Consider the following 21,890-nt stretch of genomic DNA (forward strand, 5'->3'; position numbering starts at 1 on the left):
GCGCTCTCGTCTGAATCCTGCTGGCCGGGGGTTGCCCGGCATGCAACTCACTTTTCTTTGCTTCGCCAAAGAAAAGTAAGCAAAAGAAAGGCGACCCTGGTTCCTGCGTCCCTGCGCTGCGCTGCGGGCAACCTGCGGTGCTCGGTCCAGCCGGGGTCAAAAACAACTCGCTTCGCTCAAACAAGTTTTTGCCCTGATCCGTCTGGACCTCCGCTCCTCGGCGCATACACAAGGGGGTGGAGACAGGAATACCAAACAGCCAAAGACAAAACCCCGAATACCTGAAGAAACAAGGACACGCCATGGCGTGTCCTTGTTGGTATTGGAGTTGGTATTTGTCTTCAGTCCCCGCTCTCGATTACCCCTTCTGTCTGCGCCGAGGAGCGCAGGTTCAGGCGGATCAGGGATCGCGATTGTCTGAGCGAAGTGCAACGTAGCGAGTTCGAGCGAGACCCCGCCTGAACCGAGCACCGCAGGTTGCCCGCAGCGAAGCGGAGGGACGCAGACAGCAGGGTCGCCTTTTCTTTGGTGACTTTCTTTTGGCGACGCAAAAGAAAGTTACTTGCCGCCGGGCAACCCCGGCCAGCGGCCTCAGCTAAAGGCCCATCCTCAAGCAGTCCTCGCCCGTCCACCTTTCTCCGCCCAGGTCCGTGTCCACCGGATCTGCATCACCCGCAGCATCACCAGCATGCCCAGCGACAAGGCTGCAAAGAAGAAGAACCCCCACATGTAAGTGCCCGCATACTGCTTGGAAATACCCATGGCATTGGGCACCAGGCCGCCGCCCAGTGCGCCGATTTCCCCAATCATGGAGCCGGCCACCGCGGTGGCCAGGGGCCAGCGCAGCGGTACCAGCTGGAAAAGGGCGCCATTGCCTGCACCCAGTGCGGCAAAGCACAGCATGACCAGCAAGGTGGTGGCCACGAGGGATTTGCTGGCCAGCCCGCATGCCACGAGTGTGACGGCGATGGTGAGCAGTACGACGCTCAAGGTGTTCACGCCGCCCCAGCGGTCCGAGATCCAGCCGCCGAAGATGCGCAGCGCCGCGCCCATGAAAGCTGCCAGCATGGACAACTGGCCTGCCTGCACCTTGCTGACACCGAACTGGTCGTAGTAGTAGGAAGGCAAAAACGTCGCCAGCCCGATGAAGCCGCCGAAACTCACGGCGTAGATCAGGCTGAAGGCCCAGCCGTCTTTTTCAAACAGGCAGGCCACGTGTTCGCGCAGTGTGGCGTGGCTGTCCACATCGTCGGGTTCTTTGGCAAAAAGAATCATCGCGATCATCGGCAGCAGCATGGCTACGGCGGCAATGCCGTAGACCGACTGCCAGCCGAAGCGCTGCGCCAGCGCCGGCGCGACAAGCACGGAGACAGCGGTGCCCACGTTGCCCGCACCGACCAGACCCATGGCCAGGCCCTTGTAGCGGGGAGGGAAGGAGCCCGAACCCAGGCTGAGCGCTACGCCGAAACTGGCGCCGGCAATGCCCAACAGCACGCCCATGGCCAGCAGGCTGCTGTAGGAGTCAACCACGAAGTAGCCGAACAGCAGCGCCACCATGATCAGGCCCATTTCGACCAGCGTGGCATTTTTGCGGCCAATGTATTGCGCCAGCACGCCCAGCGGAAAGCGCATCAGCGCGCCGGCGAAGATGGGAACCGACAGCATCACGCCTTTTTCTGTGGGCGAGAGCTTGTAGGTTTCCGAAATGAAAGGCGCCATGGCGCCGTTCATGACCCAGATGCAGCACGAAAACGCGAAGTAGAAAAACGCTGCACCCAGTGTGGGCGCGTGGCCAGCCTTGAGAAAATTACGAAACCCCGCCATGGTGCAAGCTCTTTCTGTGAAGATGGTTGATTCACAGAAACAGTGCGAAAAGCATGCCAACTTGGGGCATGCAAAACGCACCCTTGCAGCGCAATTTAGGGGTGTTGGCCTGATTTTTTTGGTGCGCCGCACAAATAACGTGCACGCGGCCTCAAGAGAGGTTGCGTGTAGCGCTGGGTGTGCGGTTCAGTTTTTGCGGTCCATGTCGACGCAGACCATCGCCGCGTAGTGGTTCCAGCGCAAGGTGATCACGTAGGGGCGCTTGCGTACCCGGGCCTTCATGCCCTGCGCGCCCTGCAGCTTGATCGGCACTGAAATCTGCAGCTCGGACCCCAAAGCCTTGCGTGCATTGCCTGCCAGGGTGTTGGCGATTTCACCCACCGCGTCAAGCAGGTTGCCATCGCTGAGGTCAGTCTCATGCTGGAGCAGCAAAATTTCCCGCACCAGTTTCCCCGGCATGGACACCACCACATGTCCGTTGTGGCTTCCCGAGAAGGTGACGATGCCGTTGAATTCAAAGGCTTCGATATCTCCCGTGCCGAGATAGGCCGAGGTGATCTGCGGTTCCTGTCGGGTCGTGATCTTGAGGTAATGCCGGATGGAATCGACAAAGAGCTTGAGGTCGTTTTCGTTCAGTGTGGCCATCGCAGTGTCCTTAGCGCACGTCTGCAACGTCGAGCAGTGCAATCTGCAGCTCTTCGTCGGTAAAGGGTTTGGCAACGAATCCGCGGGCGCCCAGCTTGAGTGCCTGGATGGCTGTCGATTTGTCGCTGAGCGCGCTGACCACCAGTATCTTGATGGACGGGTCGAACTTCAGCAATGCGGTGATGCATTCAATGCCGTCCATCTCGGGCATGGTCAGGTCCATGGTGACGACCTCGGGGCGGGTTGCCCGGGCCAGCCGCACGGCTTCGAGGCCGTTCTTGGCCAGGCCTGCGAGCACCACGCCCTTGATGCCGCCGTTTTGCACCACTCTCGAAATCCGGGTCCGGATCATGTTGGAGTCGTCAACAATCAGCAGTCGCATGGAGAAGCTCCTGTGTGGGGTTTGTGATGGCCATTGCTGGATTGCTTCAGGAAAATTCAGGAAAAAGAAACCTTGAATTCGGTGTGCTGGCCGGGCGTGCTGGACAACAGCAGGCGCGCCCCCAGCTGCTGCACGTTGGTCTGCACCAGGTCCAGGCCCACGCCGCGGCCTGCGTGGCGGGAGGTGGCACCGGCCGTGGAAAAGCCCGGCTTGAAAATATGCGCAACGATCTGCTGCTCGCTGAAGCTTTGCAGCTGCTCAGGCGTATACCAGCCCAGTTCAAGCAGACGGCGGCGAACGTCGGCCGCATTGAGGCCCGCGCCATCGTCGCGCACGCTGAGCTGCCACTGGCCGTCTTCGTTCCGGGTGAGGTTGACGGCAATCCGCCCGGCCTCCGCTTTGCCCGCAGCGCGCCGCACGGAGGGCGCCTCCACGCCGTGCACCACGGCGTTACGCAGAAGCTGGATGGCGATTTCGCGCAGCAGGTTCATCTTGTCGGCCGGCATGTCCTGGGCACTGCCCATACGCACCTCGGCATCCACGCGTTTGCCGCAGTCGGTGCCGACCTCGTTCGCCAGCTGGGTTAGCACGGCGTTCAGTCCTTGCGATGCGGAACCGTCCGGGGCGGGCGCCGTGTCACCGCCTGAGCGCTTCTGGCCCAGCGCCTTGAAGGCGCCGACCTTGGCCAGCAGGTCCTCGAGCGGCAAAGGCAGGGCCAGCAGAGCGTCGCCGGTGGCGGCGCCGTTGTCCTTGAGCTTTTGCAACTCGCTTTCGAACTGATGGGCCAGTGTGGCCAGGATTTCCAGCCCGAGCGATGCTGCGTCACCCTTGAAGGCGTGGATGCGGCGGTAGGCGCCGTCCACAGCTTTGAGCACCTGGACTTCCGAGGCGGCCGATGAAGTGCTTCGCAGCAGGTCGTTGACTTCCAGCAGGGACGCTTCGGCCCGCTCGACAAAGGCGCGCATCATGGCCGGCTCCGTCTCGAAGGCCTTGAGCATCATCGACAGTTCTTTTTGCGAGCGCTGGCGTTCGCCGGTCAACCGGGCCTGCAACTCGACCTTTTGCGTGATGTCCTGTACGGTGACCAGCAGGTGCCGCACCGTGGCGCCGTCCTGCACCCGGTTGAAATGGAAAGAAAGATAGCGCTTGGTGTCCTGGCCCAGCCGGTTCCTGACGGTGAGTTCCACTTCCGACAGCGGGTTGATGCCCTGGATCAGCTGCTCCTTGACGTGTGGAGAGAACAGCAACTCGACATAGTCCCGCGCATCGGTCAATGCCTTGTCGGAAACCAGGGTGGACAGCTGGTAGAAAAAGTTTTGCCCGGGCGCCAGCGTTTTGCCGAACAGCGCGTGGGTCGAGCGGGACAACTGGGAGCCGAGCTGGTGCTGGGGGGTCAGCAGGAACAGGCCTTCGCGCACGCTGGCGAGAATTTCCCGGTTTTCTTCGGTGGCAGCTTCAATCGCGGCGTCTGAAGTTTTCAGGCGGCGCAGGAACTTGAACAGGATGAAGGCGAAATTCAGCAGTGCCAGCACGATGCCGACGGTTTGCACCATGCGCAGCACGCTGGCGCGCGAGGCGCCGATCTGCTGCGTTTCCGTGACGAAGTCGTTGGCAACGCCCAGCAGTTTGATGTTGTTGGCCTGGCTATAGGCCAGCGCGGCAGCCAGTTCCGTCTGCGTGAAGCCGTCGCCGGCAAGCAGGGGCTGGAGCAGCTCGAAGTAGGGCTTCCACAGCGCATCCACCTTGTCCTCCAGCTCGCGGCCCCGGCTGGACACCACGGGCTCCAGGTACACCGGTTTGCCGTCGCCGCCGGGAATGGTGCCGCCTTCGCGGAATGCGACATGGGAGGCCTGGAAGATCTTTGCGCCTGAACGCAGCTCGGCCAGTGTCTCGGGCTTGTAAGGCGTGCCCGCCACCCGCATGGCGTCGAGTTCGAGCAGGGTGCGTGCGACACGCTGCGAAACATAGCGCTGGCGGCCGGAAAGGTTGATGGCCACGGTGTCCTGGTCGATCTTGAACGAGGTGTAGAAGTTCAGGACCAGCACCCCCAGGTCAAACAGCAGGAAAAGCGCGACCGCGATGATGATTTCACGGTACTTCCCGAGCGAGGCGAGGCCGCTCGAGCGCGCAGGCCGTGTGCTGGCCGGTGCGCCATGGGCGATTCTGCCGGCGCCGGGGATTGGCAAAACTGCAGACATTGGAAACCTCCTGCTTGGTTGTTTAGTCGCGGGCCACCGCAGAACCGGCTTTGCCGGGCTGCTGGTGGCGCCCCCTCGAGGGGGAGGCGCCAAAGGCGCTTCGGGGGCGAGTCTTTACTCAGGCTGCTTTTTCGACGTGGCCCTGGCGGGTGTAAAGGAAATCGATAACGGCTTTGCGGTAACCCAGGTAACGGATGTCTTCGGCCAGCGCCACGCGGGAACGCGGGCGGGGCAGCTCCACCGGCAGCACCTCGCCGATCGTGGCGGCGGGACCGTTGGTCATCATCACAATGCGGTCGCTCAGGAGAACCGCTTCGTCGACGTCATGGGTCACCATGACGACCGTGCTTTGTGTGGTGGCAACGATTTGCAGCAGTTCGTCCTGCAGCTTGGCGCGGGTCAGGGCGTCAAGGGCGCCGAAAGGCTCGTCCAGCAGCAACACCTTGGGTTCCATCGACAGCGCGCGTGCAATGCCGACGCGCTGCTTCATGCCGCCCGAAATCTCGCCGGGACGTTTTTGCGCCGCCGGCGTCAGTCCGACCATGGCCAGTGCGGCGTCGGTGCGGGCCTTGAGTTGCGCCTTGCTTTCGGTGGCTGAGAACACGCGCTCGACAGCGAGGTAGACATTTTCAAAGCAGGTGAGCCAGGGCAGCAGCGAATGGTTCTGGAATACGACAGCGCGCTCGGGGCCGGGTCCGGCAATCTCGCGGTTGGCGCACAGCAGGCTGCCCTCTGTCGGCGTGGTCAGGCCGGCAATCAGGTTGAGCAGCGTGGATTTGCCGCAGCCTGAATGGCCGATCAGTGTGACGAACTCGCCTTTGGCGACCGTGAGGTTGATGTGCTGCAGTGCGCAGAACGGCCCCTTTTTGGTCTTGAAAGTTTGCTCTACGCCCTGGATCTCGATGTACTTGGTGGTGAAAGAGGTCATGGCGATTCCTTAATTTTTCACTTCTTCGAAGGTAAAAGCCGTGGCCAGCTTGATGAGGGCGAACTCCAGCACCAGCCCGACGATGCCAATGACAAAAATCGCGATGATGATGTTCTTGACGTTGAGGTTGTTCCACTCGTCCCAGACCCAGAAGCCGATGCCGACGCCGCCGGTCAGCATCTCGGCCGCGACGATGACGAGCCAGGCGGTGCCCACTGCCAGGCGCACGCCGGTCAGCATGTAAGGCAGCACGGCGGGGAAGAGAATTTTCGTGACGATCTTCCACTCGCTGAGGTTGAGCACACGTGCCACGTTCATGTAGTCCTGGGGCACGCGCTGCACGCCGACCGCCGTGTTGATGATCATCGGCCAGATGGAGCAGATGAAGATGGTCCAGATGGCTGCGGGGTTGGCGCCCTTGAAGACCAGCAGACCAATCGGCAACCAGGCCAGCGGCGAGACCGGGCGCAGCAGGCTGATCAGCGGGTTGAACATGCGGCTCAGAAAGTTGAATCGCCCGATCATGAAGCCGACCGGGATGCCGACGACAGCCGCCATGCCGAAGCCCATGGCCACGCGCTTGAGTGACGACAGCACGTTCCAGCCCACACCCTGGTCATTCGGCCCCTTGCTGTAGAACGGATCACTGAAGATCTGCACCGCCTGCACAAAGGTGTCTTTGGGCGAGGGAATGCTGCCGGCCGTGCCCATGAAAACCAGTTCCCAGATCAGCACCAGCAAACCCAGGCCCAACAGGGGGGGCAGGACGCTGAGCCAGAGCCAGGAGGCATCGCCGGATGGCTTGGTGATTGGGGTGGGTTTTGTTGGGGCGTTCATGCTATTTTGGGCTGTAGCGCCCGTTGGATGAGCGCCACCAGCTATCGAATTGATAGCGGCGGCATCTCTGGGCCTTTCGCTGCTGCGGCTTGCCGGGGTTGCCGCCTCCAGCGGGGTGTGAAATACGGCACTGACCATGGCGTCACCTCTTTACGTAGGAAGGTTGGGTGGGGTGTAGCGTGGATATCGCGTGGGTGTTCAGGCGTGAACCTTGAAACTGTCGGCGTATTTTTTCGGGTCCTTGCCGTCCCACACGGTGCCGTCCATCAGCTTGCTGCTGCGCATGATGTCTTTGGGAACGCTGGCCTTGGCCGCCGTGGCTGCCTGCTTGTAGACGTCGATGTGGTTGATTTGCTTGGCAATGCCCAGGTAGTCTGGATGGTCCTTGATCAGGCCCCAGCGCTTGTGCTGTGTGAGGAACCACATGCCGTCGGACAGGTAAGGGAAGCTCACCGCACCGTCGTTGTAGAACTTCATGTAGTTCGGGTCGTCCCAGGTCTTGCCCATGCCGTTCTGGTAGCGGCCCAGGATGCGCTGGTTGATGGCGTCCACGCTGGTGTTGACGTAGCTCTTGTCGGCCACGGTCTCGGCCATCTTGTTTTTGTTGGAGAGGCTGGCGTCAATCCACTTGCCGGCTTCGATGATGGCGGCGGTCACGGCACGCGCGGTGTTGGGGTATTTCTTGACGAAGTCGGCGGTGGTGCCTAGTACTTTTTCTGGGTGGTCCTTCCAGACGTCCTGGGTGGTCACGGCGGTCACACCGATGCCGTCGATGATGGCGCGGTGGCCCCAAGGCTCGCCCACGCAGAAGCCGTCCATGTTGCCCACGCGCATGTTGGCCACCATCTGCGGCGGCGGCACGGTAATCACTTTGGCGTCCTTCATCGGGTTGATGCCGTTGGCGGCCAGCCAGTAATAAAGCCACATGGCGTGCGTGCCGGTGGGGAAGGTCTGGGCGAAGGTGTATTCGCGCTTGTCGGTCGCCATGAGCTTGGCCAGGCCCGCGCCGTCAACCGCGCCTTTGTCGGCGAGTTTTTTGGACAGCGTGATGGCCTGGCCGTTGTTGTTGAGCGTCATCAGCACAGCCATGTCTTTCTTGGGGCCTGCCGTGCCCATGTGCACGCCGTAGACCAGGCCGTAGAGCACGTGGGCGAAGTCCAGCTCGCCGTTGACGAGCTTGTCGCGCACACCGGCCCAGCTGGCTTCTTTGGTCGGGATGATCTTGACGCCATATTTCTGGTCAATGCCCAGCACCGAGGCCATGACCACGGAGGCGCAGTCGGTCAGCGGTATGAAGCCGATCTTCACTTCCTTCTTCTCCGGCGCGTCGGAGCCCTGGGCGTACACGGCAGCGCGCAGGGCGGGGTTGATGCCCACGGCGCCTACGGCCGCGGCCTGCAGCACGGTGCGGCGTGTCAGCGAAGATTTCAGCAGTTCAGTCATGTTGGCGGCTCCTGATAGTTAAAAACGAAAGACAAAAACAAAAAAGGCGCTCGACCCGGGCAACACGTTGAACGTGATGCAGGGTGCGAACGCCTTTGTTCCTTGGGGGCACCACACACTTCGCCATTGAAGTGCTGTGCCGGTCGGCCATCTTTGACCAGTGCCTAGGGCATTGCAAAAGCTGTGCCAGGGTTGGCGGGTGTCGTTAGGACGCGGTGGTTTTGAGAGTGGGTGCGCCCAGTTATGCGAGCCATGTGAAGTGCGCTGTGGGCAGCTGCGGGGCGGGATGACGCAGGGTTGCAGGTTGATGTTTGCACCGTATTTGTGCGCTGCACCAATTGAGGGTTTATTGAGGCCTGGCCGGCGATTCAGCCCAGCAGGTCCAGGGCGTCCAGCATGCGCTGGGCTACTTCGCCTAGGCGCAGGCCCTTGTCCATGGCGGCCTTGCGCAGCTTTTCGTAAGCGGCCTGCTCAGACAATCCCTGGCGCTGCATCAGCATGCCTTTGGCCCGGTCTATGACTTTTCGGTCATGCAGCTCTGTTTTGGCATGGGCCAGTTCTTTGCGCAGGCCCTGTTCGTGTTCAAAGCGCGCCATGGCCACATCCAGGATGGGGCGGATTCGATCCGGGGAGAGGCCGGCCACCACATAGGCCGACACGCCGGCGGCGACGGCATCCTTCACGTGGCTGGTGTCGTTGTCGTTGGTGAACAGCACGATGGGCCGGCGGGCGTCCCGCGTTGCCATGACCACATGCTCCAGCGAATCGCGGGCCTCACTTTCGGCGTCCACGATGATCATGTCGGGTTGCAGTTGCGCCAGGCGCTCGTCCAGGAAGGTATCGGCCGGGAGCACCGCGACAATGTTGTAACCGTTTTCCAGCAGGCCGATACGCAGCTGGCGCGAGCGCTCGGCCAGTTCCCGTGCATGGGCGTCATCGGATACGGACTCCAGCAGGTCCGGGGCGATGATGACAAGGCGCAGGGATTGGGACGGTGTCATGTGCCAAGCGGTGCAAGAACCGTGCCCCCACAGTCGTTCACTGCGTGTAACTCCCGAGGCCTTGCTGGCCGCAGCTCACGAGACGTTTCGCCTCTGTCGCCCGTCCAAGCCTGCACAGGCAGGCTTGGAGCCGCGGGCTCCAGCCCCTCGGGGACCGCCCGCCTGCAGCCCCAGTTGATGTGAGGAGTTACCTCAAACCTTACACTTGGACGATGCTAGTTCTAGGAATCGAATCGAGTTGCGATGAAACCGGTGTGGCGCTGGTGGATGCCAGCGGCGGCGGAGTGCCGCGCCTGCTGTCGCACGCCTTGTTTAGCCAGATAGACATGCACCAGGCGTATGGCGGTGTGGTGCCCGAGCTGGCCAGCCGGGACCATATCCGGCGCGTCTTGCCCTTGACACATCAGGTCATGGCAGAGGCGGGAAGCAGCCTTGCACAGGTAGATGTGGTGGCTTATACGCGCGGCCCTGGGCTTGCAGGTGCGTTGCTGGTGGGGGCGGGTGTGGCCTGCTCGCTGGCGGCGGCGCTGGGCAAGCCGGCCATGGGTGTGCATCACCTGGAAGGGCATTTGCTGTCGCCTTTTTTGAGTGCCGACCCGCCTGAATTTCCTTTTGTGGCGCTACTGGTATCCGGCGGGCATACCCAATTGATGCGCGTGGACCGTGTGGGAAGTTATGAATTGCTGGGTGAAACCATTGACGATGCGGCGGGTGAGGCCTTTGACAAGTCGGCCAAGCTGATGGGCCTGCCTTATCCAGGAGGGCCACATCTGTCGAAGCTGGCTGAGGGCGGTGACGGCGCGGCCTTTAAGTTGCCGCGACCCTTGCTGCACAGCGGCGATCTTGATTTTTCCTTTGCCGGGCTCAAAACCGCGGTGCTAACGCAGGCCAAAAAACTGGGGCCGGATCTGGAAAGCCGCAAAGCCGATCTGGCCGCGTCTACGCAGGCGGCCATCGTTGAAGTGCTGGTGAAAAAATCACTCGCAGCCATGACGCAAACCGGGTTGAAGCGCCTGGTGGTGGCTGGCGGCGTGGGCGCCAATGCGCTGCTGCGCAGCCAACTTGATGCCGTGTGCAAACAGCGAGGCATCCGCGTGCATTACCCCGAGCTGCATTTATGCACCGACAACGGCGCCATGATCGCCCTGGCGGCTGGCATGCGCCTGCAAGCCGGGCTTGAAACGCTTCAGCGCGACTACACGTTTGATGTGAAGCCGCGCTGGAGTTTGACCCCCACGGTCGCTCGCGCCGCGTAGCTCCCTGCCCCCCGAGGGGGCCGCTGCGCCTGCGGCCCGGCAAAGCCGGTTCTGCGGCCCTGGCTGGCAGGGACGGCTACCCGGCTTTGGTCGGTGGCTACTGGATGTCGAGGTGGGTGACGTTGCTGACAGGGACTTTTTTGCCCAGTGTCAGGGTCAACACGCCGTTTTCCAGTTTGGCGCTGCTGTTGGCGGTATCGATTTCCAGCGGGAAGCGCCATGCGGCCTTGATCTTGCGGGGTGCGTCTTCCTTGCTGGAGACACGAACCACGTCGCCTTCAATGCCGATATCCAGTTGTTCGCGGGCCAGGCCGGGAACGTCGAATTGCAGGGTATAGGCCTTCTCGAGGTCTTCCACGTTGGCAGCCTTGGCGGCGCCGGTGTCAGACAGCGACGAGAAGGTATCGTTGAGGAATTTTTCCAGGGCGCCGTTGCTCACGACGGGTGCGTAGTGGCGTTGAAAGGCACGGGCAGGGCGATGGGCGAGAGAGTAAAACATGGCTATTCCTTGATGGATGAACAAGGGGTGTTTTCCCCTTACACTGCGCGGCGCTCACCGTGATTGCCGCTTGCACCCCAGTTAGGTGTGCAAGCGGTTTATTCAAGCCAAATCAGGCAAAAGACCAGGGTCTATTTTTTTATGCAGAAACACTTGAAACGCTTCCTCATGGCCCTATGTCTTTGCGCCTCGGCGGCGGCGTTCGCGCAGACCGCAAGCCAGCCGCCTGTGCCGGCACCTGTTCGTATTGCGCTGATCGAAAGCCTGTCAGGCGCATTCGCCAATACCGGCGAAGCGGTGTTCCGAAACCTCGTCTGGGCCACTGAGCGCGTCAATGCCCGTGGCGGTGTGAAGCTGGCAGGCGGCCCGCGCAACCTGGTCGTTGAGCGCTACGACAGCAAGGGCCAGAACGAAGAGGCGCTGGCGGCATTGCGCTCGGCGATCGACGACGGCGTGACCATCGTTGCACAGGGCAATTCCTCCGCGATTGCGGCTGTGCTGATCGACGCCATCAACAAGCACAACGAACGTGAGCCGAACAAGCGCGTGCTGTTTCTCAACTACTCGGCGGTCGACCCGATCCTGACGAATGAAAAGTGCAGCTACTGGCATTTCCGCTTTGATGCGCATGCAGACATGCGCATGGCCGCGCTCATGGATGTGCTCCGGGACGACAAGGCGCTCAAAAGCATTTACCTGATCGGCCAGGACTACAGTTTCGGGCAGGCCGTGCTGCGCGAGGCGCGCAAGCAACTGGGTGCGCAGCGACCCGACGTGCAGATCGTGGGCGACGAGTTGCACGCGCTGGGCCGTGTCAAGGACTTCATTCCCTATGCCGCGAAGATCAAGGCCAGCGGAGCGCAGGCAGTGCTTACGGGCAACTGGGGTAACGACCTGACGCTGTTGATCAAGGCGGCAAGGGAAGTCGGTTACGAGGGCAAGTTCTATACCTTCTACGGCAACGCGCTGGGCGTGCCGGGCGCGCTGGGCGATGCCGGCGTAGGCAAGGTGATCGCGGTGGCCGACTGGTTCCCGAATGAGGCGGGCGTGCAGTCCGAAGCCTTCTACCAGTCCTTCCGCCAGCGCTTTCCCAAGCCTCAGGACGACTATGTGCACATGCGCATGCAGCTGATGATTGAGGCCCTGGCCCAAAGCCTTGACAAAGCGGGCAGTGCTGACGCCGGCGCGGTGGCGGCGCAGCTTGAGCGCAGTACGGTCACTTTTGCGGGCCACAAAGGCGCGATGCGCTCGGCCGACCACCAGTTCCAGCAGCCGCTGCTGGTGGCGTTGATGGGCAAGCAGGGTTCGCCGGGTGTGAAATTTGACGTGGAGGGTTCCGGCTACGGTTTTCGCGTCATCAAGACTATTTCGCCCGAAAAGGCTGAGCAGCCCAACAGCTGCAAGATGGTCCGGCCCTGAGTTCAAATTGGCTGATTGAATAATTGATTGAAGCCGGCAGGCGGACGGACTATCCATGAGAAAAACTGTTTTAGATCTTGAAGAATCGATGATCCGCCAGGTGGCCAACGCGGGCATGGGGCGCGATGACGTCCTCAAGTTCTGGTTTGGCGAGAGCGATGAGGTCACGCCCGCGTTTATCCGCGATGCGGCGGCTGCATCGTTGCAGCAGGGCGAGACTTTTTATGCGCAAAACCTGGGCTTGCCAGAGCTGCGGGAGGCTATTGCCAATTACGCGACGGGCCTGCGCTGTGCGGGGGCCGCGCCGATCACGGCCGAGCGCATCGCTGTGACTTCCGGCGGCGTCAATGCGCTAATGCTGGCGGTGCAGGCGCTGGTGGATGCCGGCGACGAAGTCGTGGCCGTGACGCCTGTCTGGCCCAACCTGACGGCCCAGCCGGCCATCATGGGCGCGCAGGTCAAATGCGTCAGCCTCAAGCCGGTGGCAGGCGAGTGGCGGCTTGATGTGGCCGAGCTACTGGCCGCCATCACGCCGAAAACCAAACTACTCATCGTCAACGCGCCCAACAATCCCACCGGCTGGACGCTGTCGCGCGCCGAGCAGGAGGCCATCCTGGCGCATTGCCGCAAGACCGGGACCTGGATCCTGGCGGACGAGGTCTATGAACGGCTTTATTACGAGGCCACCCCTAACGGTTGCGCCCCCAGTTTTCTGGATATCGCCGCGCCCGAGGATCGACTGGTGGTCGTTCACAGCTTTTCCAAGAGCTTTTTGATGACCGGGTGGCGCCTGGGCTGGCTGGTGATGCCGGCTGCCATGACGCCACACATGGGCAAGCTGGTGGAGTTCAACACCTCCTGCGCGCCGGTGTTCGTGCAGCGGGCCGGGCTGGTGGCCATCGAACGCACGGCCGATATCACGCCCCGGGTGGTTGCCCATCTGAAAACCTGCCGCGACACTTTGGTGCCGCTGCTGCAGGCCGTGCCGGGCGTGCAGTTGGCGCCGGCCAAAGGCGGCATGTACGCCTTTTTCAGGCTGGAAGACCAGGCGCGCTTTGGGGACTCGCTGGAGACGGCCAAACGCCTGGTCGTGGAGGCCGGGCTGGGTCTGGCGCCCGGCAATGCCTTCATGGTCAACCCAGGCCCGGAGGCCCAGGGCTGGCTGCGCTGGTGTTTCGCCAGCCAGGACGTGGACAGGCTTGGGCAGGGGGTGGGGCGCCTGAGGCGCTGGCTTGGGCTATAATCCAAGGCTCTGCGCAAATTGAGGCCCCAGATAGAAGTTTTAGGGGCCTTTTCATGCCGGAACACGACGAAAGCGGTTTATTCAACTCCCATGTCGGGAACGCTGCTTCGCTCGCAAGCGCACCTCGGTGCAAGAAAGAGAAAACATGATTGCAAAATCAATCAAGGCCGAAATCGTTCAGGCCAACGCACGTGCCGCCGGCGACACCGGCAGCCCTGAAGTTCAAGTGGCGCTGCTGACCGGCCGCATCAACGAACTGACCCCCCATTTCAAGGCCAACGCCAAGGATCACCATGGCCGCCGCGGTCTGCTGCGCATGGTGAGCCGCCGCCGCAAGCTGCTGGACTACCTGAAGTCCAAAGATGCCGAACGTTACACCGCGCTGATCGCCAAGCTTGGCCTGCGCAAGTAATCGGTAACAACGATTTGAAAGCGCCTGAGTTAGTTCACTAGCTCAGGCGCTTTTTACTTCGGAGCAAGGCAAAACGAGCACGCGCTGTGTCATTCCACAAGAAAAGCCCTGGTCAGGCCTCTGATCCCAGGCATTTTGTGGAATGGCATCGTGTTCAGCCAGCCGCCGCTCCGGGCCTCCCGCACTGCCTCAAGTGCGTGAATTTAGTGGAGATAAGAACATGAGCATTTTCAACAAAGTCACCAAGTCTTTCCAATGGGGCCAGCACAAAGTCACGATGGAAACCGGCGAAATCGCACGCCAGTCCAGCGGCGCCGTCATCGTTGATATGGACGGCACCGTGGTGCTGGCCACCGTGGTTGCCAAGACCGATGCCAAGCCCGGCCAGGATTTCTTCCCCCTGACGGTTGACTACCTTGAGAAAACCTACGCCGCCGGCCGCATTCCCGGCAGCTTCTTCAAGCGCGAAGGCCGCCCCAGCGAATTCGAAACGCTGACCTCCCGCCTGATCGACCGCCCGATTCGCCCGCTGTTCCCCGAAGGCTTCTTCAACGAAGTGCAGGTCGTGATCCACGTGCTGTCGTTGAACCCTGAAGTGGAAGGCGACATCCCCGCGCTGATCGCTTCGAGCGCCGCCTTGTCGATCTCCGGCATCCCGTTCAACGGCCCCATCGGCGCCGCCCGCGTTGCTTACATCGACGGCCAATACGTTCTGAACCCCGGCAAGACCCAGCTCAAGGATTCGAAGATGGACCTCGTCGTGGCCGGCACTGAAGCCGCCGTGCTGATGGTCGAGTCCGAAGCCCAGCAACTGTCCGAAGAAATCATGCTCGGCGCCGTGGTGTTCGGCCATGAGCAAGGCAACATCGCCATCAACGCGATCCATGAACTTGTGCGCGACGCCGGCAAGCCGGTCTGGGACTGGAAAGCTCCCGCCAAGAACGAACCGCTGATCGCCAGGGTCAACGAACTGGCCGGCGCCAAGCTGCAAGCCGCGTACCAGATCCGCGCCAAGCAAGCCCGTACGCAAGCCTGCCGCGTGGTGACTTCCGACGTGATGGCCGCACTGAAGGCTGACGGCGTTGAATTCGACGGCGTGGCCGTTGAAGGCATGCTGTTCGACATCGAAGCCAAGATCGTTCGCAGCCAGATCCTGGCCGGCGAGCCCCGTATCGACGGCCGCGACACACGCACCGTGCGCGCGATTGAAATCCGCAACAGCGTGCTGCCACGCACCCACGGCTCGGCCCTCTTCACGCGTGGCGAAACCCAGGCGTTGGTCGTGACCACACTTGGTACCGAGCGCGACGCGCAGCGCATCGACGCACTGTCGGGTGACTACGAAGACCGCTTCATGCTGCACTACAACATGCCTCCGTTCGCCACCGGCGAAACCGGCCGTGTTGGTTCGCCAAAACGCCGCGAGATTGGTCATGGGCGGCTTGCGAAGCGCGCGCTGATCGCCGTGCTGCCCACAAAGGAAGAATTCCCGTACACCATGCGTGTGGTGTCTGAGATCACCGAGTCCAATGGCTCCTCGTCGATGGCTTCGGTTTGCGGCGGCTGCCTGTCGCTGATGGACGCCGGCGTGCCGATGAAAGCCCACGTGGCCGGTATCGCCATGGGCCTGATCAAGGAAGACAACCGCTTTGCCGTGCTGACCGACATCCTGGGTGATGAAGATCACCTGGGCGACATGGACTTCAAGGTTGCCGGTACCACCTTCGGTATCACCGCGCTGCAGATGGACATCAAGATCCAGGGCATCACCAAGGAAATCATGCAGGTCGCACTGGCCCAGGCCAAGGAGGCCCGCATGCACATCCTGGGCAAGATGCAGGAAGCCATGGGTGAAGCCAAGGCCGAAGTCTCCGACTTCGCGCCGCGCCTCTATGTGATGAAGATCAATCCCGAGAAGATCCGCGACGTGATCGGCAAGGGCGGCGCCGTCATCCGCGCGCTGACCGAAGAAACCGGCACGCAGATCAACATCGAAGAAGACGGCACCATCACCATCGCGTCGAATGACAGCGCTAAGGCCGACGAAGCCAAACGCCGCATCGCCGAGATCACCGCAGAAGTCGAAATCGGCAAGGTCTACGAAGGCCCGGTCACCAAGATCCTGGACTTCGGTGCACTGATCAACCTGCTGCCCGGCAAGGACGGCCTGCTGCACATCAGCCAGATCGCCCACGAGCGTGTTGAAAAAGTCACCGACTACCTGAGCGAAGGCCAGATCGTCAAGGTGAAGGTTCTTGAGACCGACGAAAAAGGCCGTGTCAAGCTGTCGATGAAGGCCCTGCTGGACCGTCCGGCCCAGGACCAGGACCGGGGCTGATCAATATTTGCTATTGATTTTGTAGCTGCTTGCGCTCTTTTACAGAGGGCTGGCGGCTCAAATGACCTTGATACGCCATGAAAGTTGTTGAAATTACCTCCTACGGCAAGCCTGAGGTGTTGTGTCTGGCTGATCGCCCGGCGCCCATCGAAGGCTCTGGCGAGGTAGTGATCCGCGTGAGCGCCAGTGGCGTCAACCGCCCTGATGTTCTTCAGCGAATGGGTCACTACCCGGTACCGCCCGGGGCATCTGACATCCCCGGGCTTGAAGTCGCGGGTGTGATCGTGTCCGGCGATGCCGGGGCCATGACTGCAGCCGGTCTCAAAATCGGTGACCGTGTTTGCGCGTTGGTCGCGGGTGGCGGCTATGCCGAGTTGTGTGTTGCTCCGATTGGGCAGTGCCTGCCGGTGCCTTCAGGGTTGAGCGACATCGAGGCGGCATCTCTGCCCGAGACGTTTTTCACCGTCTGGAGCAATGTGTTTGAGCGCGCTTACCTGCAGCCGGGCGAAACCTTGCTGATCCAGGGCGGCTCCAGCGGCATCGGCGTCACGGCCATTCAGATCGCCAAGGCCCTGGGGGCCACGGTGCTGGTAACAGCCGGCAGCGACGAAAAATGTGCTGCCTGTGTTGCCCTGGGCGCGGACCATGCCATCAACTACAAGACCAGCGACTTTTCCGAAGAGGCAAAAAAGCTGACCAACGGGAAGGGCGTCGACGTCATTCTTGATATGGTTGCCGGCGGTTATGTTGCGCGAGAAGTTGACTGCATGGCCGAAGACGGCCGTCTGGTCATCATTGCGATACAGGGCGGGGTCAAGTCCGAGATCAATGCAGGGTTGGTGTTGCGCAAGCGCTTGACCGTCACCGGTTCAACCCTGCGTGCGCGATCTGTTGAGTTCAAGAGTGCCATTGCGAATGCATTGAGGGACAAGGTCTGGCCACTGCTTGCGAGCGGTGCTGTCAAGCCGGTGATTCACAGCACGTTTGCGGCGGCTGATGCGGCCAAGGCGCATGCATTGATGGAGTCCAACCAGCATGTCGGCAAAATCGTCTTAACCTGGTCACCGGCACCATGAAGAAGCTTATTGCTGGTAACTGGAAAATGAACGGCGGCCTGGAGGCCAACGCGGCCTTGCTGGATGCCTTGGCGAGCGGGCTGGCCAGCCCTCCGGCATGCGAAGTGGCGGTTTGTGTTCCCGCGCCTTACCTGGCACAGGTTCAGTTATTGCGAGCTGCAAAACCCGGCCTGTCTGCCATTGAACTGGGCGCGCAGGATGTGTCCGCTCATGCCAGCGGCGCCTATACGGGTGAAGTCAGTGCCGCGATGCTCAAGGAATTTGGTTGCCGTTTCGCCATCGTTGGTCACTCGGAGCGCCGCGAGTATCACGGTGAGACTGATGCGATGGTCGCCGACAAGGCAAAATCTGCACTGGCCTGCGGTGTTACCCCCATCGTTTGTGTTGGCGAAACGCTGGCCGAACGTGAGGCAGGCCATACCGAGGAAGTCGTGAAGCGGCAGCTCGCGGCGGTGATCCACGCCAATGGCCACTGCATCAGTGAAATCGTGGTGGCCTATGAACCGGTATGGGCGATTGGTACCGGCAAGACAGCGACCCCGCAAGAGGCGCAGGCTGTGCACCTGGTGCTGCGCAGCCAATTGAAGGCGGCTACCGATCAGTTTGCCCGCGTGAAAATCCTGTATGGCGGCAGCATGAATGCGGCCAACGCGGCAACGCTGCTGGCCCAGTCCGATATCGATGGCGGCCTGATTGGCGGTGCCTCGCTCAAAGCCCCCGATTTTTTGACAATTATTGCTGCAGCCCGCAACTGACGAGCGCAGAACGCTATTAATTAGGAGTAGATATGAACGTTGTATTAACCATTGTCCTCGCCGTGCAAATGCTCTCGGCACTCGGCATGATTGGCCTGATCCTGGTGCAACACGGCAAGGGCGCAGACATGGGCGCGGCATTTGGCAGCGGCGGTTCGGGCAGTCTTTTTGGCGCCAGCGGCAGTGCCAATTTCCTGTCACGCACTACCGGTGTTCTCGCCGCGTTGTTTTTTGCCTGCACCTTGCTGCTTGCTTACTTTGGCAATGCTCCTGCACGCACAAGCTCCAGCGTCCTGGAGGGGGCCGCCGTGACCGCTCCGGCGCCGGCTGCTGCAGCTTCCGGCGCGGCCCAGATTCCGGGAACCTCTGCACCTGCAGGTACCGGCACGGCAGTTCCTGTCCCGCCTGCGCCCGCCGCCTCCGGTGCCGCGCAAATCCCGACGAAATAACGAGATTTTGCTGTTGCCCGCAGTCGGGAGCAGCAATATTTCGGGGTAAACTCTAAGACTGTCTGGAAAGCCAAAACCGCAAGGTTCCTCATGCCATCCAGGCAGTTAAATACCGCGGACGTGGTGAAATTGGTAGACACGCTATCTTGAGGGGGTAGTGCCGAAAGGTGTGCGAGTTCGAGTCTCGCCGTCCGCACCAGATTGACATGCATCGGCAGCAACGCTCCGGCAGTGCTGTCGGCTCAAACGGCAAGCTGAAGCAAACCGCGCAAGTGGCTTTTCAGAAGTTGAATCCACGATGAACCTCGATCAATACCTTCCTGTTCTTTTGTTTATTCTGGTGGGTGTGGGTGTCGGTGTGGTGCCTCAGGTCCTGGGGCGTTTGTTGGGCCCTGTGCGTCCCGACAGCGAAAAAAATTCCCCTTACGAATGCGGCTTCGAGGCTTTCGAAGATGCCCGCATGAAATTCGATGTGCGCTACTACCTGGTTGCCATCCTCTTCATTCTTTTTGACCTCGAAATCGCGTTTCTTTTTCCCTGGGCCGTGGCGCTCAAGGAAATCGGCCCCGTCGGTTTCTGGTCCGTCATGATTTTCCTGGGCATTCTGGTCGTGGGCTTTGTCTACGAGTGGAAAAAGGGTGCGCTGGACTGGGAGTGATTTCATTTCCAAATCGAGCGTGAACGCGAAGGTCCGCCGTAGACAGTGCTAAGGCACGGCAAGGCGGGCCGACAAAGTGCAAGTTTGATTTGGAAATGAAATAAGAAGATCCCGAGGGTTCTCTAGGCGGGTCACGCCACAAAGGTACGGGTATGTCACTTGAAGGTGTTTTCAACGAAGGCTTCATGACCACGAGTTACGACTCGGTGGTGAACTGGGCCAAGACGGGTTCGCTTTGGCCCATGACGTTCGGCCTGGCCTGCTGCGCCGTCGAAATGATGCATGCGGGCGCGGCGCGTTACGACCTGGATCGCTTCGGCATGTTGTTTCGTCCCAGCCCACGACAGTCCGACCTGATGATCGTGGCTGGCACGCTGTGCAACAAGATGGGACCGGCACTGCGCAAGGTGTATGACCAGATGTCCGAGCCGCGCTGGGTGTTGTCCATGGGCTCTTGCGCCAATGGCGGCGGCTATTATCACTACAGTTACTCCGTGGTTCGCGGCTGCGACCGTATCGTGCCGGTTGACGTGTATGTGCCCGGCTGCCCACCCACAGCGGAAGCGCTGATGTACGGCATCATCCAGCTGCAGCAGAAAATTCGTCGCACCAACACGATTGCGAGGGCATAAGACATGTCCTCTTCTCCTGTTTCCATGGAGCAACTCGCCGAAACGATTCGTGCAGTGCTCGGCGACAAAGTCAAGAATCTGAACATCGCGCTCGGTGAGATCACTCTTACGGTTTCTGCTGCCGACTACCTGGCTGCCGCAACCCAGTTACGTGATGCGCCCGGTTGCCGCTTCGAGCAACTGATCGACCTGTGCGGCGTCGATTACTCCGAATACAAGGACGGCCAATACGACGGTTTGCGCTATTGCGTGGCGTCGCATCTGTTGTCGGTCAGCCTCAACCAGCGTGTTCGCCTCAAGGTGTTCTGCCCCGACGATGATTTCCCCGTGGTGGATTCGCTCAATGGCATCTGGAACTCGGCCAACTGGTTCGAGCGCGAGGCCTTCGACCTCTACGGCATCATCTTCGAGGGCCACAACGACCTGCGCCGCATCCTGACCGACTACGGCTTCATCGGCCATCCTTTCCGCAAGGACTTCCCGACTTCGGGCCACGTGGAAATGCGCTACGACCCCGAGCAAAAGCGCGTGATTTACCAGCCGGTCACCATCGAGCCGCGTGAGATCACTCCCCGTGTGATCCGCGAAGACAACTATGGCGGGCTGCAGTAAGCGGCGCTTGCAAGAGATACCCCACATGGCAGAAATCAAAAACTACACGCTCAACTTTGGGCCACAGCATCCCGCGGCACACGGTGTGCTGCGCCTGGTGCTCGAGCTCGACGGCGAAGTGATTCAGCGCGCCGACCCGCATATCGGCCTGCTGCACCGCGCGACCGAAAAACTCGCCGAAAGCAAGACCTACATCCAGTCGCTGCCCTACATGGACAGGCTGGACTATGTCTCGATGATGTCCAACGAGCATGCCTACTGTCTGGCCATCGAAAAACTGCTCGGCGTCGACGTGCCGGTTCGCGCGCAGTACATCCGCGTGATGTACGCCGAAATCACGCGCCTGCTCAACCACCTGCTGTGGCTGGGCGCGCACGGTTTCGACTGCGGCGCGATGAACATCCTGATTTATTGTTTCCGCGAACGAGAGGCGCTCTTCGACATGTACGAGGCCGTGTCCGGCGCGCGCATGCATGCGGCCTACTTCCGCCCGGGCGGCGTCTACCGCGACCTGCCCGACAGCATGCCGCAATACCGCGTCAGCAAGGTCAAGAACGCCAAGGCTATCGCGGCGCTCAACGAGAACCGCCAGGGTTCTTTGCTCGACTTCATCGAGGACTTCAGCAACAAATTCCCGGGTTACGTCGATGAGTACGAAACCCTGCTGACGGACAACCGCATCTGGAAGCAGCGCACCGTCGGTGTCGGCGTTGTGTCGCCTGAGCGTGCCCTCAACCTCGGCTTCACCGGCCCCATGCTCCGCGGCTCGGGTTTCGCCTGGGACTTGCGCAAGCAGCAGCCCTATGATGTCTACGACAAGATGGACTTCGACATCCCGGTCGGCAAGACCGGCGACTGCTACGACCGTTACCTCGTCCGTATCGAAGAGATGCGCCAGTCCAACCGCATCATCAAGCAGTGCATTGACTGGTTGCGTGTCAACCCCGGACCTGTGATCACCAGCAACCACAAGGTGGCCGCACCTGACCGCGAATCCATGAAGACCAACATGGAAGAGCTGATCCACCACTTCAAGCTCTTCACCGAAGGCTTCCATGTGCCCGAAGGCGAAGCCTATGCGGCGGTCGAGCACCCCAAGGGCGAGTTTGGTATCTACATCGTCAGCGACGGCGCCAACAAGCCGTATCGCCTGAAGATTCGTCCGCCGGGTTTCCCGCACCTTGCGGCCATGGACGAAATGTCGCGCGGCCACATGATCGCCGATGCCGTCGCCGTGATCGGCACCATGGACATTGTGTTCGGTGAGATTGATCGCTAAACCG

21 protein-coding genes and 1 tRNA gene are annotated in these 21,890 nt (G+C 61.0%); 13 read left to right on the forward strand and 9 right to left on the reverse strand.

Annotation, left to right across the window (positions count from 1 at the left end; genetic code table 11):
• Window positions 1–609 precede the first annotated feature (609 nt).
• The 8 genes from AC1D13_RS02235 to AC1D13_RS02270 form a co-directional block, all read right to left on the reverse strand.
• Complete coding sequence (locus AC1D13_RS02235) at window positions 610–1,824, reverse strand: MFS transporter (RefSeq protein ID WP_457279081.1); 1,215 nt, start codon at window positions 1,822–1,824, stop codon at window positions 610–612.
• A 186-nt stretch (window positions 1,825–2,010) separates the two neighbouring features.
• Window positions 2,011–2,469, reverse strand: a complete 459-nt coding sequence (locus tag AC1D13_RS02240) for a chemotaxis protein CheX (protein WP_431097274.1) — start codon at window positions 2,467–2,469, stop codon at window positions 2,011–2,013.
• Between the two features lie 10 nt (window positions 2,470–2,479).
• Window positions 2,480–2,851 carry a response regulator transcription factor gene (locus tag AC1D13_RS02245; protein WP_457279080.1) on the reverse strand — a complete coding sequence of 124 codons (372 nt, stop codon included), beginning with the start codon at window positions 2,849–2,851 and terminating at the stop codon, window positions 2,480–2,482.
• A gap of 56 nt (window positions 2,852–2,907) precedes the next feature.
• Complete coding sequence (locus AC1D13_RS02250; RefSeq protein ID WP_457279079.1) at window positions 2,908–5,049, reverse strand: ATP-binding protein; 2,142 nt, start codon at window positions 5,047–5,049, stop codon at window positions 2,908–2,910.
• Window positions 5,050–5,167: 118 nt separating this feature from the next.
• The gene (locus tag AC1D13_RS02255; RefSeq protein ID WP_457279078.1) at window positions 5,168–5,977 is read right to left on the reverse strand and encodes an ABC transporter ATP-binding protein; all 810 of its coding nucleotides are present in this window, start codon (window positions 5,975–5,977) and stop codon (window positions 5,168–5,170) included.
• Window positions 5,978–5,986: 9 nt separating this feature from the next.
• Complete coding sequence (gene ntrB, locus AC1D13_RS02260; RefSeq protein WP_457279077.1) at window positions 5,987–6,814, reverse strand: nitrate ABC transporter permease; 828 nt, start codon at window positions 6,812–6,814, stop codon at window positions 5,987–5,989.
• A 198-nt stretch (window positions 6,815–7,012) separates the two neighbouring features.
• Window positions 7,013–8,257 carry a CmpA/NrtA family ABC transporter substrate-binding protein gene (locus AC1D13_RS02265; RefSeq protein ID WP_457279076.1) on the reverse strand — a complete coding sequence of 415 codons (1,245 nt, stop codon included), beginning with the start codon at window positions 8,255–8,257 and terminating at the stop codon, window positions 7,013–7,015.
• A gap of 368 nt (window positions 8,258–8,625) precedes the next feature.
• Entirely contained in the window at window positions 8,626–9,258 is a 633-nt protein-coding gene (locus tag AC1D13_RS02270; protein WP_457279075.1) for an ANTAR domain-containing response regulator, read from the reverse strand.
• Between the two features lie 212 nt (window positions 9,259–9,470).
• On the opposite strand from AC1D13_RS02270, the gene tsaD reads away from it, so the two are divergent.
• Window positions 9,471–10,514, forward strand: a complete 1,044-nt coding sequence (tsaD, locus tag AC1D13_RS02275) for a tRNA (adenosine(37)-N6)-threonylcarbamoyltransferase complex transferase subunit TsaD (RefSeq protein WP_477667744.1) — start codon at window positions 9,471–9,473, stop codon at window positions 10,512–10,514.
• 97 nt (window positions 10,515–10,611) lie between these two features.
• Here tsaD and AC1D13_RS02280 read toward each other — a convergent pair whose 3' ends face one another.
• Entirely contained in the window at window positions 10,612–11,013 is a 402-nt protein-coding gene (locus tag AC1D13_RS02280) for an Hsp20/alpha crystallin family protein (RefSeq protein ID WP_457279073.1), read from the reverse strand.
• Between the two features lie 141 nt (window positions 11,014–11,154).
• On the opposite strand from AC1D13_RS02280, the gene AC1D13_RS02285 reads away from it, so the two are divergent.
• The 12 genes from AC1D13_RS02285 to AC1D13_RS02340 all read left to right on the forward strand — a co-directional run bounded on the left by AC1D13_RS02285 (window position 11,155) and on the right by AC1D13_RS02340 (window position 21,886).
• The gene (locus tag AC1D13_RS02285) at window positions 11,155–12,432 is read left to right on the forward strand and encodes a branched-chain amino acid ABC transporter substrate-binding protein (protein WP_477688865.1); all 1,278 of its coding nucleotides are present in this window, start codon (window positions 11,155–11,157) and stop codon (window positions 12,430–12,432) included.
• Window positions 12,433–12,487: 55 nt separating this feature from the next.
• On the forward strand, window positions 12,488–13,675 hold the full coding sequence (locus tag AC1D13_RS02290; protein ID WP_457279071.1) for a pyridoxal phosphate-dependent aminotransferase: 1,188 nt from the start codon (window positions 12,488–12,490) through the stop codon (window positions 13,673–13,675).
• A 145-nt stretch (window positions 13,676–13,820) separates the two neighbouring features.
• Window positions 13,821–14,087, forward strand: a complete 267-nt coding sequence (gene rpsO / locus AC1D13_RS02295) for a 30S ribosomal protein S15 (protein ID WP_348046953.1) — start codon at window positions 13,821–13,823, stop codon at window positions 14,085–14,087.
• 220 nt (window positions 14,088–14,307) lie between these two features.
• Window positions 14,308–16,425 (forward strand): polyribonucleotide nucleotidyltransferase, encoded by a 2,118-nt coding sequence (gene pnp / locus AC1D13_RS02300; protein WP_477688866.1) that lies wholly within the window; start codon window positions 14,308–14,310, stop codon window positions 16,423–16,425.
• 77 nt (window positions 16,426–16,502) lie between these two features.
• Window positions 16,503–17,501, forward strand: coding sequence for an NAD(P)H-quinone oxidoreductase (locus AC1D13_RS02305; protein WP_477688867.1), 999 nt, complete (start codon window positions 16,503–16,505; stop codon window positions 17,499–17,501).
• On the forward strand, window positions 17,498–18,256 hold the full coding sequence (gene tpiA, locus AC1D13_RS02310; RefSeq protein WP_477688868.1) for a triose-phosphate isomerase: 759 nt from the start codon (window positions 17,498–17,500) through the stop codon (window positions 18,254–18,256). The genes AC1D13_RS02305 and tpiA overlap by 4 nt, the downstream gene beginning before the upstream one ends.
• A 32-nt stretch (window positions 18,257–18,288) precedes the next feature.
• On the forward strand, window positions 18,289–18,705 hold the full coding sequence (secG, locus tag AC1D13_RS02315) for a preprotein translocase subunit SecG (RefSeq protein ID WP_457279067.1): 417 nt from the start codon (window positions 18,289–18,291) through the stop codon (window positions 18,703–18,705).
• Window positions 18,706–18,819: 114 nt separating this feature from the next.
• Window positions 18,820–18,904: transfer RNA gene (locus AC1D13_RS02320), tRNA-Leu, on the forward strand.
• Between the two features lie 99 nt (window positions 18,905–19,003).
• Entirely contained in the window at window positions 19,004–19,363 is a 360-nt protein-coding gene (locus tag AC1D13_RS02325) for an NADH-quinone oxidoreductase subunit A (RefSeq protein WP_007864471.1), read from the forward strand.
• 152 nt (window positions 19,364–19,515) lie between these two features.
• The gene (locus AC1D13_RS02330; RefSeq protein WP_007864469.1) at window positions 19,516–19,995 is read left to right on the forward strand and encodes a NuoB/complex I 20 kDa subunit family protein; all 480 of its coding nucleotides are present in this window, start codon (window positions 19,516–19,518) and stop codon (window positions 19,993–19,995) included.
• Between the two features lie 3 nt (window positions 19,996–19,998).
• Window positions 19,999–20,607 (forward strand): NADH-quinone oxidoreductase subunit C, encoded by a 609-nt coding sequence (locus AC1D13_RS02335; RefSeq protein WP_457279066.1) that lies wholly within the window; start codon window positions 19,999–20,001, stop codon window positions 20,605–20,607.
• 25 nt (window positions 20,608–20,632) lie between these two features.
• On the forward strand, window positions 20,633–21,886 hold the full coding sequence (locus AC1D13_RS02340) for an NADH-quinone oxidoreductase subunit D (RefSeq protein ID WP_457279065.1): 1,254 nt from the start codon (window positions 20,633–20,635) through the stop codon (window positions 21,884–21,886).
• The last annotated feature ends 4 nt before the right edge of the window (window positions 21,887–21,890 follow it).

The sequence above is a fragment of the Polaromonas sp. P1_E12 genome (genome assembly GCF_056405975.1).